The sequence below is a fragment of the Pseudomonas sp. NFACC45 genome, from assembly GCF_900113505.1.
Taxonomy (GTDB): domain Bacteria; phylum Pseudomonadota; class Gammaproteobacteria; order Pseudomonadales; family Pseudomonadaceae; genus Aquipseudomonas; species Aquipseudomonas tehranensis.
In genome coordinates this window covers 257,637-274,806 of sequence record NZ_FOPO01000003.1, presented here as the reverse complement: position 1 = coordinate 274,806, position 17,170 = coordinate 257,637, and the positions used below count along the sequence as shown (strand labels likewise).

Annotated in this window: 16 protein-coding genes; 3 read left to right on the top strand and 13 right to left on the bottom strand. The window is 59.9% G+C overall.

The window, feature by feature from the left end; translation table 11 throughout:
• Positions 1-118 precede the first annotated feature (118 nt).
• Complete coding sequence (mutS, locus tag BM132_RS06855; RefSeq protein ID WP_177218144.1) at positions 119-2,686, top strand: DNA mismatch repair protein MutS; 2,568 nt, start codon at positions 119-121, stop codon at positions 2,684-2,686.
• Positions 2,687-2,825: 139 nt separating this feature from the next.
• Positions 2,826-3,149 (top strand): ferredoxin FdxA, encoded by a 324-nt coding sequence (gene fdxA / locus BM132_RS06850; RefSeq protein ID WP_092401151.1) that lies wholly within the window; start codon positions 2,826-2,828, stop codon positions 3,147-3,149.
• A 497-nt stretch (positions 3,150-3,646) separates the two neighbouring features.
• Here the strand turns inward: fdxA and rpoS are convergent, their stop codons facing one another.
• From rpoS to BM132_RS06810, 8 genes are all read right to left on the bottom strand, one after another.
• Entirely contained in the window at positions 3,647-4,654 is a 1,008-nt protein-coding gene (gene rpoS / locus BM132_RS06845; protein ID WP_047227588.1) for an RNA polymerase sigma factor RpoS, read from the bottom strand.
• Positions 4,655-4,760: 106 nt separating this feature from the next.
• Entirely contained in the window at positions 4,761-5,606 is an 846-nt protein-coding gene (locus tag BM132_RS06840) for a peptidoglycan DD-metalloendopeptidase family protein (protein ID WP_092401154.1), read from the bottom strand.
• A gap of 226 nt (positions 5,607-5,832) precedes the next feature.
• Complete coding sequence (locus tag BM132_RS06835) at positions 5,833-6,468, bottom strand: protein-L-isoaspartate(D-aspartate) O-methyltransferase (RefSeq protein ID WP_161796107.1); 636 nt, start codon at positions 6,466-6,468, stop codon at positions 5,833-5,835.
• A gap of 41 nt (positions 6,469-6,509) precedes the next feature.
• Positions 6,510-7,259, bottom strand: coding sequence for a 5'/3'-nucleotidase SurE (gene surE, locus BM132_RS06830; protein WP_047227585.1), 750 nt, complete (start codon positions 7,257-7,259; stop codon positions 6,510-6,512).
• Positions 7,247-8,305 (bottom strand): tRNA pseudouridine(13) synthase TruD, encoded by a 1,059-nt coding sequence (truD, locus tag BM132_RS06825; RefSeq protein WP_092454168.1) that lies wholly within the window; start codon positions 8,303-8,305, stop codon positions 7,247-7,249. The genes surE and truD overlap by 13 nt, the downstream gene beginning before the upstream one ends.
• Entirely contained in the window at positions 8,302-8,775 is a 474-nt protein-coding gene (gene ispF / locus BM132_RS06820; RefSeq protein ID WP_092401342.1) for a 2-C-methyl-D-erythritol 2,4-cyclodiphosphate synthase, read from the bottom strand. The genes truD and ispF overlap by 4 nt, the downstream gene beginning before the upstream one ends.
• Before the next feature lie 94 nt (positions 8,776-8,869).
• Positions 8,870-9,718, bottom strand: coding sequence for an S-formylglutathione hydrolase (gene fghA / locus BM132_RS06815; RefSeq protein WP_092454166.1), 849 nt, complete (start codon positions 9,716-9,718; stop codon positions 8,870-8,872).
• Positions 9,719-9,726: 8 nt separating this feature from the next.
• On the bottom strand, positions 9,727-10,839 hold the full coding sequence (locus BM132_RS06810; protein WP_025212132.1) for an S-(hydroxymethyl)glutathione dehydrogenase/class III alcohol dehydrogenase: 1,113 nt from the start codon (positions 10,837-10,839) through the stop codon (positions 9,727-9,729).
• 107 nt (positions 10,840-10,946) lie between these two features.
• On the opposite strand from BM132_RS06810, the gene BM132_RS06805 reads away from it, so the two are divergent.
• Positions 10,947-11,843 carry a LysR substrate-binding domain-containing protein gene (locus BM132_RS06805; protein ID WP_092401166.1) on the top strand — a complete coding sequence of 299 codons (897 nt, stop codon included), beginning with the start codon at positions 10,947-10,949 and terminating at the stop codon, positions 11,841-11,843.
• A 135-nt stretch (positions 11,844-11,978) separates the two neighbouring features.
• Here BM132_RS06805 and ispD read toward each other — a convergent pair whose 3' ends face one another.
• The 5 genes from ispD to BM132_RS06780 form a co-directional block, all read right to left on the bottom strand.
• Positions 11,979-12,686 (bottom strand): 2-C-methyl-D-erythritol 4-phosphate cytidylyltransferase, encoded by a 708-nt coding sequence (gene ispD / locus BM132_RS06800; protein ID WP_092454164.1) that lies wholly within the window; start codon positions 12,684-12,686, stop codon positions 11,979-11,981.
• On the bottom strand, positions 12,683-12,961 hold the full coding sequence (gene ftsB, locus BM132_RS06795; RefSeq protein WP_047227579.1) for a cell division protein FtsB: 279 nt from the start codon (positions 12,959-12,961) through the stop codon (positions 12,683-12,685). The genes ispD and ftsB overlap by 4 nt, the downstream gene beginning before the upstream one ends.
• A gap of 170 nt (positions 12,962-13,131) precedes the next feature.
• The gene (gene eno / locus BM132_RS06790) at positions 13,132-14,421 is read right to left on the bottom strand and encodes a phosphopyruvate hydratase (protein ID WP_092401173.1); all 1,290 of its coding nucleotides are present in this window, start codon (positions 14,419-14,421) and stop codon (positions 13,132-13,134) included.
• Positions 14,422-14,646: 225 nt separating this feature from the next.
• The gene (kdsA, locus tag BM132_RS06785) at positions 14,647-15,492 is read right to left on the bottom strand and encodes a 3-deoxy-8-phosphooctulonate synthase (RefSeq protein WP_047227577.1); all 846 of its coding nucleotides are present in this window, start codon (positions 15,490-15,492) and stop codon (positions 14,647-14,649) included.
• 4 nt (positions 15,493-15,496) lie between these two features.
• The gene (locus BM132_RS06780) at positions 15,497-17,128 is read right to left on the bottom strand and encodes a CTP synthase (RefSeq protein ID WP_092401179.1); all 1,632 of its coding nucleotides are present in this window, start codon (positions 17,126-17,128) and stop codon (positions 15,497-15,499) included.
• Between the last annotated feature and the right edge of the window lie 42 nt (positions 17,129-17,170).

The window sequence follows — 17,170 nt, the reverse complement described above, 5'->3', positions numbered from 1 at the left end:
CTGGGTCGCACCAGACCGCCCATGTTAACCTTGCGCCCATCGCGGAAAAGCCGGGCCAATGCCCCTCCTTTTGCCCCACACCTTTCAACGAGCCTCCCTGACACCCATGAATACAGCCGTGAACGACCTGTCCTCCCACACGCCCATGATGCAGCAATACTGGCGATTGAAGAATCAGCACCCCGATCAGTTGATGTTCTACCGCATGGGCGACTTCTACGAGATCTTCTATGAGGATGCGAAGAAGGCCGCCAAGTTGTTGGACATCACCCTGACGGCGCGTGGGCAATCGGCGGGCATGGCGATTCCGATGTGTGGGATTCCTTACCACGCGGCGGAAGGTTACCTGGCGAAGCTGGTCAAGCTCGGCGAGTCGGTGGTGATCTGCGAGCAGGTCGGCGACCCGGCCACCAGCAAAGGGCCGGTGGAACGCCAAGTCGTGCGTATCATCACGCCGGGTACGGTCAGTGATGAAGCCTTGCTGGATGAACGCCGGGACAACTTGATCGCCGCCGTGCTGGGCGATGAACGCCTGTTCGGCCTCGCCGTGCTGGACATCACCAGCGGCAATTTCTCGGTGCTGGAAATCAAGGGCTGGGAAAACCTGTTGGCGGAGCTGGAGCGGGTCAATCCGGTTGAATTGCTGATCCCGGACGACTGGCCCAAAGACCTGCCGGCGGAAAAACGCCGTGGCGTGCGTCGTCGGGCGCCGTGGGATTTTGAGCGTGACTCGGCGCTGAAAAGTCTCTGCCAGCAGTTCTCCACCCAGGACCTTAAAGGCTTCGGCTGCGAAAACCTGACCCTGGCTATTGGCGCTGCCGGATGCCTGCTGGCCTACGCCAAGGAAACCCAGCGCACCGCCCTGCCCCACTTGCGCAGCCTGCGTCATGAGCGCCTGGATGACACCGTGGTGCTGGACGGCGCGAGTCGACGCAACCTGGAACTGGACACCAACCTGGCCGGCGGGCGCGACAACACCCTGCAATCGGTGGTCGATCGCTGCCAGACCGCGATGGGTAGCCGTCTGCTGACCCGTTGGCTGAACCGTCCGCTGCGGGACCTGACGGTGCTGCTGGCGCGCCAGAGCTCCATTACCTGCCTGCTGGATCGTTATCGCTTCGAACAGTTGCAACCGCAGCTCAAGGAAATCGGTGACATCGAGCGGATCCTGGCGCGGATCGGCCTGCGCAACGCCCGCCCCCGTGACTTGGCGCGCCTGCGCGATGCCCTCGGCGCCCTGCCCGAGCTTCAGGTGGCGATGACCGACCTGGAAGCGCCGCACCTGCAACAACTGGCGCGCACCACCCGCACTTACCCGGAGCTGGCTGCGCTGCTGGAAAAAGCCATTATCGACAACCCGCCGGCGGTGATCCGTGACGGCGGTGTGCTGAAAACCGGCTACGACGCCGAACTCGACGAATTGCAATCGCTGAGCGAGAACGCCGGGCAGTTCCTGATCGACCTCGAAGCCCGGGAAAAAGCCCGTACGGGCCTGGCCAATCTCAAGGTCGGCTACAACCGCATCCACGGTTACTTCATCGAATTGCCGAGCAAACAGGCTGAACAGGCGCCGGCTGACTACATTCGCCGCCAAACCCTCAAGGGTGCCGAGCGCTTCATTACCCCGGAACTCAAGGCCTTCGAAGACAAGGCGCTGTCGGCCAAGAGCCGCGCCCTGGCCCGGGAAAAGATGCTCTATGAGGCGCTGCTCGAAGACTTGATCAGCCAACTGCCGCCGCTGCAGGACACCGCCGGCGCCCTGGCGGAGCTGGACGTGCTGAGCAACCTGGCCGAACGCGCCTTGAACCTGGACCTCAACTGCCCGCGGTTTGTCAGCGAGCCGTGCATGCGCATCAGCCAGGGTCGTCATCCGGTGGTCGAACAGGTATTGACCACGCCGTTCGTGGCCAACGACCTGAGCCTGGATGACAACACCCGCATGTTGGTGATCACCGGTCCGAACATGGGCGGTAAATCTACCTACATGCGCCAGACCGCGTTGATCGTGCTGCTGGCCCACATCGGCAGTTTCGTGCCGGCAGCCAGCTGCGAATTGTCCCTGGTGGACCGGATCTTTACCCGTATCGGCTCCAGCGATGACCTGGCCGGCGGGCGTTCGACGTTCATGGTGGAAATGAGCGAAACCGCGAACATTCTGCACAACGCCACCGAACGCAGCCTGGTGCTGATGGACGAGGTCGGACGCGGCACCAGCACCTTCGACGGCCTGTCCCTGGCCTGGGCGGCGGCCGAACGCCTGGCGCACCTGCGTGCTTACACACTGTTCGCCACCCACTATTTCGAACTGACGGTGCTGCCAGAAAGCCAGCCACTGGTGGCTAACGTGCATCTCAATGCCACCGAGCACAACGAGCGCATCGTGTTCCTGCACCACGTGCTGCCCGGCCCGGCGAGCCAGAGTTACGGCCTGGCAGTCGCGCAACTGGCCGGCGTACCGAGCGAAGTCATCAGCCGTGCCCGCGAGCATTTGAGCCGGCTGGAAACCACCAGCTTGCCCCACGAAACACCGCGCCCGAGCAAAGGTAAACCGGCTGCTCCGCAGCAGAGCGACCTGTTCGCCAGCCTGCCGCATCCGGTGCTCGATGAACTGGCCAAAGTGGATCTGGACGACCTGACGCCACGTCGGGCACTTGAATTGCTCTATACATTGAAGACACGGATCTAACGCACGGGCTTGCAAGCTGTTAGAATCTCGCGCGGTTTGGGATGCTGCGGACTTTTAGCCTGGTCCGCAGACTATCGCTCCCGAACCTACGCCCCCACGTGAAGGGGCGCAGCACGCCGCGCCTGAGGAGAGAATTAGAATGACCTTCGTCGTCACCGACAACTGCATCAAGTGCAAGTACACCGACTGCGTAGAAGTCTGTCCGGTGGACTGCTTTTACGAAGGGCCGAACTTTCTGGTCATTCACCCGGACGAGTGCATCGATTGCGCCCTGTGTGAACCGGAATGCCCGGCGAACGCCATTTTCTCGGAAGACGAAGTGCCGGCCGGCATGGAAAACTTCATCGAGCTGAACGCCGAACTGGCGGAGATCTGGCCGAACATCACCGAAAAGAAAGACGAGCTGCCAGAAGCCAAAGAGTGGGATGGCAAGCCAGACAAGCTCAAAGACCTCGAACGCTGATATCACCCTGCGTTCGTCGAAAAAGGCCCCTTGCGGGCCTTTTTGTTTTCTCGGATTCACTAAATCGCAGGCAAAAAAAAGGGGCGGTTTGACCCGCCCACATTTTTTCCCTAATCCCTTTGATCCTTTTCATCGTCCTGATGAATCGCGTCCTGCGATGTCCTTCCTTCCCCATCGTCCGTGACAGGTGTGTCTGTCCGTCGACACAGGACTGATATTAGTATTTTCCTCGGCGAGTGCAATTGGCCTCACACCGTCGCCCGGCTCTGTCACAGCACTGAAACACAGAAAAATACCTATATATATCAATAATATATGAAAAATACGACGACCTTTATAGTCGTCTATCCCTCCGCCGGCAAACCAAACGCTTACGCAACACTAGGCAAAAGCTTACACACCAAGACGACAAACAACGTGAGCACTGAAACAGCCGGCACAGAAACGAAAAAACCCCGAACCAGTCAGGGCTTTTCCTATTACATGCGCGTTCCTGTTTATTGGAACAACGACTCGCTCGACAGGCCGTTCTTCTCCAGGATCTCCCGAAGACGCTTGAGGCCTTCGACCTGAATCTGCCTGACCCGCTCACGGGTCAGCCCGATTTCCAGGCCCACATCTTCAAGGGTGCTGCTTTCATGACCGCGCAAGCCGAAGCGGCGAATCACCACTTCCCGTTGCTTGTCCGTGAGCTCCGAGAGCCACTGGTCGATGCTCTGGGACAAGTCATCATCCTGGAGCAGCTCGCAAGGGTCGGTAGGTCGGTCATCGGTGAGTGTGTCCAACAGGGTTTTATCCGAGTCCGGACCCAGTGAGACGTCAACCGAAGAAACCCGCTCGTTGAGCCCAAGCATGCGCTTGACCTCGCCCACCGGTTTTTCCAGCAGGTTGGCGATCTCTTCGGGCGAGGGTTCGTGGTCGAGCTTTTGGGTGAGTTCACGGGCAGCCCGCAGGTAGACGTTCAGCTCCTTGACCACATGGATCGGCAACCGGATGGTCCGGGTCTGATTCATGATCGCCCGCTCGATGGTCTGACGAATCCACCAGGTCGCATAGGTCGAGAAACGGAAGCCTCGCTCGGGGTCGAATTTCTCGACAGCGCGAATCAGCCCCAGGTTACCCTCTTCGATCAGGTCCAGCAGCGACAGTCCACGATTGACGTAGCGTCGGGCGATTTTCACCACCAGGCGCAAGTTGCTTTCAATCATGCGTTTTCGCCCGGCCGGATCGCCACTTTGCGACAGACGCGCAAAATGAACTTCTTCCTCGGGGGAGAGCAGCGGCGAGAAGCCGATTTCGTTGAGGTACAGCTGAGTGGCGTCCAGCGCCCGTGTGTAGTCGATGTACTTATGTTGTTTAAGCGAAGCGGAGTGTCTGGATTTGGCACGAACGGAAGGTGGAGTCGCCCCTTCATCATTCGACATCGAATCCATAGCGATGCCGGTCTCCATAAGGAGAACCTCATCGTCGATGTCAAACTCCGGCACTTCTTTACTGAGAGCCATTGTTATAGTCCTTTGGTGAGTTCGACCTCAAGCTCAAGCGACGCCTTTATCCTTGGCAACGCTGGAGCCTGTTCCCTCTACGTGACGGAACAGGCTGACAATCAAATCAACGACGTGGCAGGAATTGCAGCGGATCGACTGGCTTACCTTGTCGGCGAATCTCAAAATGCAGTTTCACCCGGTCCGTTCCCGTTGATCCCATTTCGGCAATTTTTTGCCCGACCTTGACCTGCTGCCCCTCCCGAACCAACAGCCTGCGGTTGTGACCGTAGGCACTGACGTAGGTATCGCTGTGTTTGATGATCACGAGTTCGCCGTAGCCCCTTAAACCACTCCCGGCGTACACAACCGTGCCATCAGACGCGGCTAAAACAGGCTGTCCCAAATCCCCGGCGATATCAATTCCTTTATTCAAACTACCGTTTGAAGAGAATTTTCCAATCAGAACGCCATTAGAAGGCCATCCCCAGCCGCTCGGGCTGGGGCCTGCCGCAGGGGTAGGAGCAGGTGCCGGTTTGCTCGCGACGGACGGTACTGTTGCCGTTGCAGCACCGACCGGACGGCGAATCACCGTGGTTTTACTCGACGACGAAGTCGTCGAACCGGACTGAGTGACCACCGCGGTAGGCGTTGAACCACTGCGCCCATCAAAGCGAATTCTCTGACCCGGATGAATCGTATAAGGCGCAGGAATGTTGTTTCGCGCAGCGAGGGCTTTGTAGTCCCAGCCATAGCGAAAAGCGATGGAAAACAGCGTATCACCGCGACGGACTACATACTGACCGGTCGTTACTGTAGGACGTTGAGGCGTTGCATTGGTGCGATCGACAACCCGGACGTTACCCGACGGGGTACTGGAGCAACCGACCAGCAAGGTACTCAAGACAAGGCCAGTCACCAGGCGCTGAAAGCTCGTGATACCCATACGCTGCGCAATGACTGTGAGACTCACCCGCCGCTCCCTTTGTGGTGGTTGAAAAATTGGAAACTGCCCATGCAGGCAACGGTATTACAAATATAGCTGGCCGCAACCCCACCTCTATTAAAGAAGCGCGAGGCGCTGGCGCACACGTTTGCTCGACGCCGTTGGAATCCGTTTAACCAAACAACGGTGACAAGATCAGTGCCGATGTAAGACACAACCCACGCCACGGAATTCAGCGTCTGTTTATAAATGCTCAGGCCAATGGCCCGTTAAGCAACGGAACGAAGCGAACCGCCCCCAGTACGTGGCGAGAAAACCCATGTTCTTCGCGCACGATCAGCATCAATTGCTGGACTTCACCAGCCCCCACCGGAATGACCAGCCGGCCGCCGGGCGCGAGTTGATCCAGCAAGGCCTGGGGCACATCAGTGGCAACGGCGGTCACGATGATGCCGTTATAAGGTGCCAAGGCCGGCCAGCCTTCCCAGCCATCGCCCCAGCGAAACACCACATTGCGCAGGTTCAGTTCTACCAGGCGTTCCTTGGCGCGATCCTGCAGCACCTTGATCCGCTCCACGGAAAATACCCGCTCCACCAGCTGCGACAACACCGCCGTCTGGTAACCCGAACCGGTGCCGATCTCCAGCACCTTGTCCAGCGGCCCCGCCTCCAGCAGCAACTCGCTCATGCGGGCCACCATATAAGGCTGGGAAATGGTCTGGTTGTGGCCGATCGGCAATGCGGTGTCTTCGTAGGCGCGATGGGCCAAGGCTTCATCGACGAACAAATGCCGTGGGGTGCGGCGAATCACTTCCAGCACTTGGGCGTTGGAAAGGCCTTCTTCATAGAGCCGTTGAATCAGCCGCTCCCGGGTACGTTGGGAGGTCATGCCGATTCCGCGGCGCAGTATGTCGTCTTGCTCGCGAGCCATCAGCGCAGCCCCTCCAGCCAGCCATCGAGCGTTCGAAAAGCATCGTTGAAGGTGCGATCCAGCTGCAACGGCGTGATCGAGACATAGCCTTGCATCACTGCATGAAAATCGGTGCCCGGCCCGCCATCCTCGGCATCACCAGCCGCGGCGATCCAGTAACCGGCCTTGCCCCGGGGATCGACCACCTGCATGGGCTTGGCCGCTCGGGCACGATGCCCCAGGCGAGTGAGCTGGATGCCTCGGATGTGATCCAGTGGCAAGTTCGGAATGTTCACGTTCAGCACCGTGCGCGGTGGCAGGTCCAATTCGCCATGGGCCTCGACCAACTTGCGGGCGAAGTACGCGGCAGTAGGCAAATTATCGACTTGCCGCGAAACAAACGAAAAGGCAAACGACGGATGCCCGAGGAAACGTCCCTCAAGGGCGGCGGCCACGGTGCCGGAATAAAGCACGTCATCGCCCAGGTTAGCACCCAGGTTGATGCCCGAAACCACCATGTCCGGCTCACGCTCCAGCAAGCCGTTGAGGCCCAGGTGCACGCAGTCGGTCGGGGTGCCGTTGAGGCTGATGAAACCATTATCCAGATAACACGGGTGTAATGGTCGGTCGAGCGTCAGCGAACTGCTGGCGCCGCTTTTATCCTGGTCCGGGGCAATGACCACGCATTCGGCAAAATCCGCCAGCGCAGCATAAAGCGCGGCAAGGCCGGGTGCTGTCACCCCGTCGTCGTTAGAAATCAGAATACGCATGGGCTGTCCGTCTGCCCCACCGGCACCAGATCGACGAGTTCGCGCACCAAGACAGTGGCGAAACATCCGGCCGGCAGGACGAATTCCAGTTGCAGAATGTCAGGCTGGGGATAATGCCACGACAGGCCGCCAATGGGCAGTCGCAGGATGCGACGTTCGTGACTCATTCCCGCGTTTATCAACCAGTCGCGCAGGTCGGCTTCGCTCTCGGCGATGGCCTGTTCCAACTCAAAGGTCGCGCCGGCGGCAGGCGAAGGTCCCTCGCCCCACTGCGGCCCGGTCGGGTGCAGATCGAGGATCGCCAGGCGTGGATCGCTGCATTCAGCTTCACCCGCCGGGAAAAAGCTGCGGCTGTCGGTGAAGGCCAGCAAGTCGCCGACCTGCGCCTGCTGCCAGGTGCCGTCGGCAACCCGCGCCGCCAACACCCGGTTGAACAGAAAACTGCGGGCGGTGGACAACAGCCGTGAACGCACATTGCGCTGTTCCGGCAAAGCCTTGCGCGCCGCCCAGGCGCGGGCATCGACGAGGTTACCGCCGTCATGCCCGAACCGTTGGGCGCCGAAATAATTGGGGATGCCCTGGCGCGTAATCTGTTGCAGCCGCGCCTCGATGGCGGCCACGTCCCCCTTGAACTGGGTCAGACGCAAAGTAAAGCCATTGGCCGAGTGCGCGCCGCGTTGCAGCTTGCGTTTATGGCGACCGGTCTTGAGGATCTTCAGCGTTTCGTTTTCTGCCGCCGACAGGTCCGGGTCGGCCTTGCCCGGCAACTGGACGCTGAACCACTGGCGGGTCAGCGCCTGGCGGTCCTTGAGACCGGCATAACTGACGGTGCGCAACGATACGCCGGCGGCCTTGGCAATTCGTCGGGCCGCCTCTTCAGTGTTCAAACCGCGTTTTTCAACCCAGATCCATAAGTGCTCGCCTTCGCCCGTCAGCGGGATGTCGAGCACTTCGTCGACCTGGAAGTCTTCAGCAGTGGCCTTGAGTACGGCGCTGCCCAGCGACTCGCCGTAGGCACGGGGGCCCAATAGTTCAAGTTCGGTCATGGGCGCAGCAACAAGGCAACGCTATGAACGGCAATGCCTTCTTCGCGACCGACGAAACCCAGTTTCTCGGTGGTGGTGGCTTTCACGTTGACCTGGTCCAGCTCGACTTGCAGATCCTCGGCAATCAACCGACGCATCGCTTCGATGTGCGGCGCCATTTTCGGTGCCTGGGCGACGATGGTGTTATCGACATTGCCGACTGTCCAGCCCTTGGCGTGGATCAGCGAAACGACATGGCGCAGCAGCACCCGGCTGTCGGCGCCCTTGAATTGCGGGTCGGTGTCGGGGAAATGTTTGCCGATATCACCCAGCGCGGCCGCGCCCAGCAAGGCGTCGCTCAAGGCGTGCAGCAGGACGTCACCGTCAGAATGCGCGAGCAGCCCGAAGCTGTGTGCAATACGCACGCCGCCCAGAGTAATGAAGTCGCCTTCAGCGAAACGGTGAACATCGTAGCCGTGGCCAATACGCATATAAAAAACGCCCCGATTTTTGTCAGGGCGTGATTCTACCTGCATTCAGCGTAGGGAGCGCCCTCAATTAGCTCCCCCGCCAAGGGGAAACCGACTAAGAGCCCCCTAAAGCGTGGGCATGATGTTGCAAGTGATCCTCAATGAAGCTGGCGATGAAGAAGTAGCTGTGGTCGTAGCCCGGCTGCAAGCGCAGTTCCAACGGATGACCCGCGGCCCTGGCCGCTTGCTGTAGGGCTTCGGGCTTGAGCTGGTTGGCCAGGAAATCATCGCGGTCGCCCTGATCCACCAGCAACGGCAGCTTCTCGTCGGCTTCGGCGATCAATGCACAAGCATCCCACTCACGCCACTTCGAGCGGTCGTCCCCCAGATAACGAGAAAACGCCTTCTGACCCCACGGGCAATCCATCGGATTGTTGATCGGCGAAAAGGCCGACACCGAGTGGTAACGCCCTGGGTTACGCAAGGCGCAGACCAACGCGCCGTGGCCACCCATGGAGTGACCACTGATGCCGCGCTTATCCGAGGCTGGGAAATGCGCTTCGACCAAGGCGGGCAATTCCTGCACCACGTAGTCATGCATCCGATAGTGCCGCGCCCACGGTTCCTGCGTGGCATTCAGATAAAACCCCGCCCCCAGGCCGAAATCCCAGGCACCGTCCGGATCGCCCGGCACGTCGGCGCCGCGCGGGCTGGTGTCCGGCGCAACAATAATCAGGCCCAGTTCGGCGGCCATGCGCTGGGCGCCGGCCTTTTGCATGAAGTTCTCGTCGGTGCAGGTCAATCCGGACAACCAATACACCACGGGCAACTTGCCGCCCTGCTCGGCCTGGGGCGGCAGGTACACAGCAAACACCATGTCACAACCAAGCACTTCGGAACGATGCCGGTAACGCTTGTGCCAGCCGCCGAAGCTTTTCTGGCAGGAGATATTTTCAAGGCTCATGACCGACCTCAGAAATGAATAACGGTACGGATGCTCTTGCCTTCATGCATCAGGTCGAACGCCTTGTTGATATCTTCCAGGCCCATGGTGTGGGTGATGAAGGTATCCAGCGGAATCTCGCCCTTCTCGGCCATTTCTACGTAGCTTGGCAATTCGCTGCGCCCGCGCACGCCGCCAAACGCCGAACCGCGCCAGACGCGACCGGTCACCAACTGGAACGGACGGGTGGCGATTTCCTGGCCGGCCCCGGCCACACCGATGATCACCGACTCGCCCCAGCCCTTGTGGCAGCATTCCAGCGCGGCGCGCATCAGTTGGACATTGCCGATGCACTCGAAGGAGAAGTCCACACCGCCGTCAGTCATGTCGACGATGACCTCCTGGATCGGACGGTCGAAATCTTTCGGGTTGACGCAATCGGTGGCACCCAGTTGCTTGGCGATTTCGAACTTGGCCGGGTTGATGTCGATGGCAATGATGCGCGATGCCTTGGCTTTCACCGCACCAATCACTGCCGACAGGCCAATGCCGCCCAGGCCGAAGATCGCCACGGTGTCACCTGGCTTGACCTTGGCGGTGTTGAGGACCGCACCAATACCGGTGGTGACGCCGCAACCCAGCAGGCAGACTTTTTCCAGCGGCGCTTCTTTGGGGATTTTCGCCACGGAAATTTCTGGCAATACGGTGTATTCGGAGAACGTCGAGGTCCCCATGTAGTGGAAAATCGTCTCACCCTTGTAGGAAAAGCGCGAGGTGCCATCCGGCATCAGGCCTTTGCCTTGGGTGGCGCGAATCGCCTGACACAAGTTGGTCTTGCCCGACTTACAGAACTTGCACTGCCCGCATTCCGGCGTGTACAGCGGAATCACATGATCGCCCACCGCAACCGACGTCACGCCTTCGCCGATGGCTTCGACAATTGCGCCGCCTTCATGGCCGAGAATCGAGGGAAAGATCCCTTCCGGGTCAGCGCCCGACAAGGTGTAGGCATCGGTGTGGCAGACACCCGAGGCCACCACGCGCAGCAACACTTCGCCCGCCTTGGGCATGGCGACGTCGACTTCAACGATTTCCAGGGGTTTCTTGGCCTCGAAGGCAACGGCCGCGCGTGATTTGATCATGGGGAGTCTCCAGCAAATAAAAACAAGACAGGGAGTGTAATCCCTCACCGGACGATGAATAATCCAACCAAAAGCAAAACATTATTGCTGTACAGGGATAATCATTCATGTCCGAGAACCGCTGGGAGGGGATTGACGAGTTCGTCGCCGTGGCCGAATGCAGCCAATTCACCGCTGCCGCAGAACGCCTGGGCGTTTCGTCTTCCCACATCAGTCGACAAATCGTACGGCTCGAAGAGCGTCTGCAGACACGACTGCTGTATCGCAGTACCCGCCGGGTCACCCTGACCGAGGCCGGCCAGACGTTCTTGCAGCATTGCCAGCGTTTGCAGGATGGACGCGAAGAAGCACTGCGAGCGGTGGGCGACCTCACCAGCGAACCCAAGGGCATGTTGCGCATGACCTGTGCCGTGGCCTACGGCGAGCGGTTCATCGTGCCGCTGGTGACGCGGTTCATGACGCTTTATCCGCAATTGCGGGTGGACATCGAGTTGAGCAACCGCCCCCTCGACCTGGTTCACGAAGGCCTGGACCTGGCGATTCGCCTGGGCCGTTTGCAGGACTCACGCCTGGTTGCCACGCGCCTGGCGCCACGGCGCATGTACCTGTGCGCATCGGCGTCCTACCTGGAGCGCTACGGTCGCCCCCATAGCTTGTCGGAATTGAGCCGCCACAACTGCCTGATCGGCAGCTCCGATCTCTGGCAACTGGAGCAAAACGGGCGGGAATTTTCCCAACGAGTGCAGGGAAACTGGCGTTGTAACAGCGGGCAGGCGGTGCTGGATGCAGCTTTGCAAGGGGTGGGGTTGTGTCAGTTGCCGGATTATTACGTGCTGGAGCATTTGCACAGCGGGGCGTTGATATCGCTGTTAGAGGCTCACCAGCCGCCGAATACAGCGGTGTGGGCGTTGTATCCGCAGCAACGGCATTTGTCGCCGAAGGTGCGCAAGTTGGTGGATTACTTGAAGGAGGGGTTGGCCCAGCGGCCGGAGTATCGGGGGTAACACTGGTTTTTATGTTATCTGAGCGATTGCTATCGCGAGCAGGCTCGCTCCCACACTGGATTTTCAGCGGCTACAAATTTTGTGTACAGCCAAAGTCCCTTGTGGGAGCGAGCCTGCTCGCGATGGCGATTTCACTTAATGGCGATTCGCCCAACGCTGGCGCAACCACTCCAGATCTTCAGGGCGTGTGACCTTGAGGTTATCGGCCCGCCCTTCGACCAGCCGTGGCGCTTGCCCCGCCCATTCCATGGCGGACGCTTCATCGGTAATCAGCGCATCGGCCACCAGGCTGTCAGCCAGGGCCCGGTGCAAGGCACCGAGACGAAACATTTGCGGTGTGTAGGCTTGCCAGATAACGCTGCGGTCAACGGTTTCCACTACACGGCCGTGTTTGTCGACTCGCTTGAGGGTGTCACGCGCCGGCACAGCCAAGAGACCGCCGACCGGATCATTCGCCAGTTCCCTGAGCAATGTGTCCAGATCGTCCCGGGCCAGGTTGGGCCGGGCGGCGTCGTGCACCAATACCCAGTCGTGATCATCGGCACCCTGCCCGTGAAGATGCAGCAAGGCATTGAGCACCGAATCCGAACGCTGTTCGCCGCCGTCCACACGCTGGATGCGCGTATCGCTGGCACAGACCAGGGTCGGCCAATAAGGGTCGTCGTGTGCAACACTGACCACCACGCCTTTTACGGTCGGATGATCGAGGAAACAGCCAAGGCTGTGTTCAAGAATTGTGCGCCCGCCCAGTTGCAGGTATTGCTTGGGACGGTCCGCGGCCATACGAGCTCCAACGCCCGCGGCAGGAATCACGGCCCAGAAGGCCGGCAAACGGATACTCATTGGGCCAACTGGTAGAGGGTTTCGCCCTCTTTAACCATGCCCAGTTCATGGCGAGCCCGCTCTTCAACGGTCTCCATGCCTTTTTTCAGCTCACTGACTTCGGCGTCCATCACCCGGTTACGCTCCAGCAACGCCTCGTTTTCGGCATGCTGTTCGGCAATCTGCTGAGTCAGGTCCGCCACTTGCGCCAAACTGCCATTACCCACCCATAGGCGGTACTGCAGGCCAGCCAGCAACAGGAGCAAGACAAGAAACAACCAATTGGGACTGCGCATCGAATCTCAGGTATCCAGTGAAAAAGACAGCCATGCCACACTTTGAAGCGTCTGATAGCACGAAGCCTGGAAAAACCAGGCTTGTGCTTGATAAGGCATCAGATTAGAGGCAAAACCGCCGCCAGGGCGACCTTTTCGACACAATCCGCTGTCTTTTTACCATTTACTGCTTAGCCGCGAAACTCGGCACGACCGTTGTACTTGGCCTTGCCGTTCAACTGCTCTTCAATACGCAGCAGTTGATTGTACTTGGAGACGCGATCGGAACGGCACAGCGAACCGGTCTTGATCTGGCCTGCCGCAGTGCCCACGGCCAGGTCGGCAATGGTGGAATCTTCGGTTTCGCCGGAGCGATGGGAGATCACAGCCGTGTAGCCAGCAGCCTTGGCCATCTGGATGGCTTCCAGGGTTTCGGTCAGGGTGCCGATCTGGTTGAACTTGATCAGGATCGAGTTGGCGATCTTCTTGTCGATGCCTTCTTTCAGGATCTTGGTGTTGGTCACGAACAGGTCGTCGCCCACCAGCTGGGTTTTTTCGCCGATCTTGTCGGTGAGGATTTTCCAGCCAGCCCAGTCGGACTCGTCCAGGCCATCTTCGATGGAGATGATCGGGTAGCGTTCGGTCAGGCCCTTGAGGTAATCGGCGAAACCTTCGGCGGTGAAGATCTGGCCTTCGCCGGACAGGTTGTACTTGCCGTCTTCGTAGAACTCACTGGCGGCGCAGTCCAAGGCCAGGGTCACGTCGGTGCCCAGTGTGTAACCGGCGTTGGCCACGGCTTCGGAGATCACTTTCAGCGCGTCTTCGTTGGACGCCAGGTTCGGTGCGAAACCGCCTTCGTCGCCAACGGCAGTGCTCAGGCCACGGGCCTTCAGCACAGCCTTGAGGTGATGGAAAATCTCGGTGCCCATGCGCAGGCCTTCGGAGAAGGACTTGGCGCCCACCGGCTGGACCATGAATTCCTGGATGTCGACGTTGTTATCGGCATGCTCGCCACCGTTGATGATGTTCATCATCGGCACCGGCATCGAGTAGACACCCGGGGTACCGTTGAGGTTGGCGATGTGTGCGTACAGCGGCAGGTCCTGGTCCTGGGCGGCAGCCTTGGCAGCGGCCAAGGACACGGCGAGGATCGCGTTGGCGCCCAGCGTGGCTTTGTTTTCGGTACCGTCGAGCTTGATCATCGCGTGATCGAGGGCTTTCTGGTCGGCAGGATCCTTGCCCAGCAACAGGTCGCGGATCGGACCGTTGATGTTGGCGACGGCTTTGAGCACGCCCTTGCCCAGGTAACGGCTCTTGTCGCCATCACGCAGCTCCAGCGCTTCGCGCGAGCCAGTGGAAGCACCGGACGGCGCGCAGGCGCTGCCGATGATACCGTTGTCGAGAAGCACGTCCGCTTCAACAGTGGGGTTGCCACGGGAGTCGAGAACTTCACGACCTTTGATGTCGACGATTTTTGCCATTGTTGTAAACACTCCAAAGTTGACTAGAACGTTGCAGAAAACTTGCTCACGCTCAGCTGCGATGCAGCCAAGCGCCTGATAGGGAGCAAGCTCCCTCGCCACTAGGAGCAAGGCGTGCCGACGATGGCCCTTGAAGGACGTCATCGCAAGCCATGCTCCCACAAAAGCAGTGCGGCCAGCGGGCCAGAGCGATAATCGAGCGGTACTTTACCGGAGAAAACCGCGTTACGCGGTTTCTATCGTCGGAAAACTCTTGACCAGTTCGTCCAACGCCTTGAGCTGAGACAGGAACGGTTCCAGCTTGTTCAAGCGCAAGGCACAAGGGCCGTCACACTTGGCATTGTCCGGGTCCGGATGGGCCTCAAGAAACAGACCTGCCAGGGACTGGCTCATGCCGGCCTTGGCCAGGTCGGTGACCTGGGCGCGACGCCCCCCAGCGGAATCGGAACGACCACCGGGCATTTGCAGCGCGTGGGTCACGTCGAAGAACACCGGGTATTCGAACTGCTTCATGATGCCGAAGCCGAGCATGTCCACCACCAGGTTGTTGTAGCCGAAGCTCGAACCACGCTCGCAGAGGATCAACTGGTCATTGCCGGCCTCTTCGCACTTGCTCAGGATGTGCTTCATTTCCTGGGGCGCGAGGAACTGGGCTTTCTTGATGTTGATCACCGCACCGGTCTTGGCCATCGCGACCACCAGGTCGGTCTGGCGCGACAGGAAGGCCGGCAACTGGATGATGTCGCAGACCTCGGCGACCACGGCGGCCTGGGCAGGCTCGTGGACGTCGGTGATGATCGGCACGCCAAAGGCTTGCTTGATGTCCTGGAAGATGCGCATGCCCTCTTCCAGGCCCGGGCCACGGTAAGAGGTCACGGACGAGCGATTGGCCTTGTCGAAGCTGGCCTTGAAGACATAAGGGATGCCCAGTTTCTGGGTGACCTTCACGTACTCCTCGCAGACCTGCATCGCCATGTCGCGGCTTTCCAGTACGTTCATGCCGCCGAACAGCACCATGGGCTTGTCGTTGGCAATCTCGATGTCGCCGACGCGAATGATCTTCTGGGCCATCGTTTTATGCCTTCTTCTGGTGTTGAGCCAAAGCGGCTTTCACGAAACCACTGAACAGCGGGTGGCCGTCCCGGGGCGTCGAGGTGAACTCGGGGTGGAACTGGCAAGCGACGAACCATGGATGATCCGGAGCTTCCACCACTTCCACCAGCGCGCCGTCACCGGAACGGCCGGAGATTTTCAGGCCGGCTTCGATCAGTTGCGGCAGCAGGTTGTTGTTCACTTCGTAGCGGTGACGGTGACGCTCGACGATCACGTCCTTGGCGTAGCAATCGTGCACCTTGGAGCCGGCTTCAAGCAGGCATTCCTGGGCGCCGAGGCGCATGGTGCCGCCCAGGTCGGACGTTTCGGTGCGCACTTCCACAGCGCCGGTGGCATCTTCCCACTCGGTGATCAGGCCCACGACCGGGTGACCGCTGGCGCGATCGAACTCGGTGGAGTTGGCGTCCTTCCAGCCCATCACGTTACGGGCGAACTCGATGACCGCCACTTGCATGCCCAGGCAGATGCCCAGGTACGGCACCTTGTTTTCGCGAGCGTATTGAACAGCGGTGATCTTGCCTTCCACGCCGCGCAGGCCAAAGCCGCCCGGCACGAGGATCGCATCGGCGCCTTCGAGCAGACCGGTGCCCTGGTTCTCGATGTCTTCGGAGTCGATATAGCGCAGATTGACCTTGGTACGGTTGCTGATGCCGGCGTGACTCATCGCCTCGATCAGCGACTTGTAGGCATCCAGCAGCTCCATGTACTTGCCGACCATGGCGATGGTGACTTCGTGTTCCGGGTTGAGCTTGGCATCGACCACCGCTTCCCATTCGGACAGGTCGGCGCTGGCGCACTGCAAGCCGAAACGCTCGACGACGAAATCGTCCAGGCCCTGGGAGTGCAGGATGCCCGGGATCTTGTAGATGGTGTCAGCGTCTTCCAGGCCGATCACCGCACGCTCTTCAACGTTGGTGAACTGGGCGATCTTGCGACGCGAAGAAATATCGATCGGATGATCGGAGCGGCAGATCAGCACATCTGGCTGCAGGCCGATGGAGCGCAGTTCCTTGACCGAGTGCTGGGTGGGCTTGGTCTTGGTTTCGCCAGCGGTGGCGATGTACGGGACCAGGGTCAGGTGCATCAGCATCGCGCGCTTGGCGCCGATTTCGAAACGCAACTGGCGGATGGCTTCGAGGAACGGCTGGGACTCGATGTCACCCACGGTGCCGCCGATTTCGACCATCGCCACGTCGGCGTCGCCGGCACCCTTGATGATGCGGCGCTTGATTTCGTCGGTGATGTGCGGGATGACCTGGATGGTCGCCCCCAGGTAATCACCACGGCGCTCTTTGCGCAGCACGTGCTCGTAGACACGGCCGGTGGTGAAGTTGTTGTTCTGGGTCATGGTCGTGCGGATGAACCGCTCGTAGTGGCCCAGGTCCAGGTCGGTCTCGGCGCCGTCGTGGGTGACGAACACTTCACCGTGCTGGAACGGGCTCATGGTGCCCGGGTCGACGTTGATGTACGGGTCCAGCTTGAGCATGGTGACCTTAAGTCCCCGCGCCTCCAGGATGGCCGCCAATGAAGCCGAGGCAATGCCTTTCCCCAATGAAGAAACAACACCGCCCGTGACGAATATGTAGCGCGTCATGAAAAACCCTAGAAGTCTGCGTTAAAGCGGTCCGAGCCGCCG

What these genes read in the sequence shown, in the direction of transcription:
- fdxA (WP_092401151.1), top strand. Translation starts at nt 2,826, where the DNA reads ATGACCTTCGTCGTCACCGACAACTGCATCAAGTGCAAGTACACCGAC.
- rpoS (WP_047227588.1), bottom strand. Translation starts at nt 4,654, where the DNA reads ATGGCTCTCAGTAAAGAAGTGCCGGAGTTTGACATCGACGATGAGGTT.
- BM132_RS06835 (WP_161796107.1), bottom strand. Translation starts at nt 6,468, where the DNA reads ATGACCTCCCAACGTACCCGGGAGCGGCTGATTCAACGGCTCTATGAA.
- surE (WP_047227585.1), bottom strand. Translation starts at nt 7,259, where the DNA reads ATGCGTATTCTGATTTCTAACGACGACGGGGTGACAGCACCCGGCCTT.
- truD (WP_092454168.1), bottom strand. Translation starts at nt 8,305, where the DNA reads ATGACCGAACTTGAACTATTGGGCCCCCGTGCCTACGGCGAGTCGCTG.
- ispF (WP_092401342.1), bottom strand. Translation starts at nt 8,775, where the DNA reads ATGCGTATTGGCCACGGCTACGATGTTCACCGTTTCGCTGAAGGCGAC.
- fghA (WP_092454166.1), bottom strand. Translation starts at nt 9,718, where the DNA reads ATGAGCCTTGAAAATATCTCCTGCCAGAAAAGCTTCGGCGGCTGGCAC.
- BM132_RS06810 (WP_025212132.1), bottom strand. Translation starts at nt 10,839, where the DNA reads ATGATCAAATCACGCGCGGCCGTTGCCTTCGAGGCCAAGAAACCCCTG.
- BM132_RS06805 (WP_092401166.1), top strand. Translation starts at nt 10,947, where the DNA reads ATGTCCGAGAACCGCTGGGAGGGGATTGACGAGTTCGTCGCCGTGGCC.
- ispD (WP_092454164.1), bottom strand. Translation starts at nt 12,686, where the DNA reads ATGAGTATCCGTTTGCCGGCCTTCTGGGCCGTGATTCCTGCCGCGGGC.
- ftsB (WP_047227579.1), bottom strand. Translation starts at nt 12,961, where the DNA reads ATGCGCAGTCCCAATTGGTTGTTTCTTGTCTTGCTCCTGTTGCTGGCT.
- eno (WP_092401173.1), bottom strand. Translation starts at nt 14,421, where the DNA reads ATGGCAAAAATCGTCGACATCAAAGGTCGTGAAGTTCTCGACTCCCGT.
- kdsA (WP_047227577.1), bottom strand. Translation starts at nt 15,492, where the DNA reads ATGGCCCAGAAGATCATTCGCGTCGGCGACATCGAGATTGCCAACGAC.
- BM132_RS06780 (WP_092401179.1), bottom strand. Translation starts at nt 17,128, where the DNA reads ATGACGCGCTACATATTCGTCACGGGCGGTGTTGTTTCTTCATTGGGG.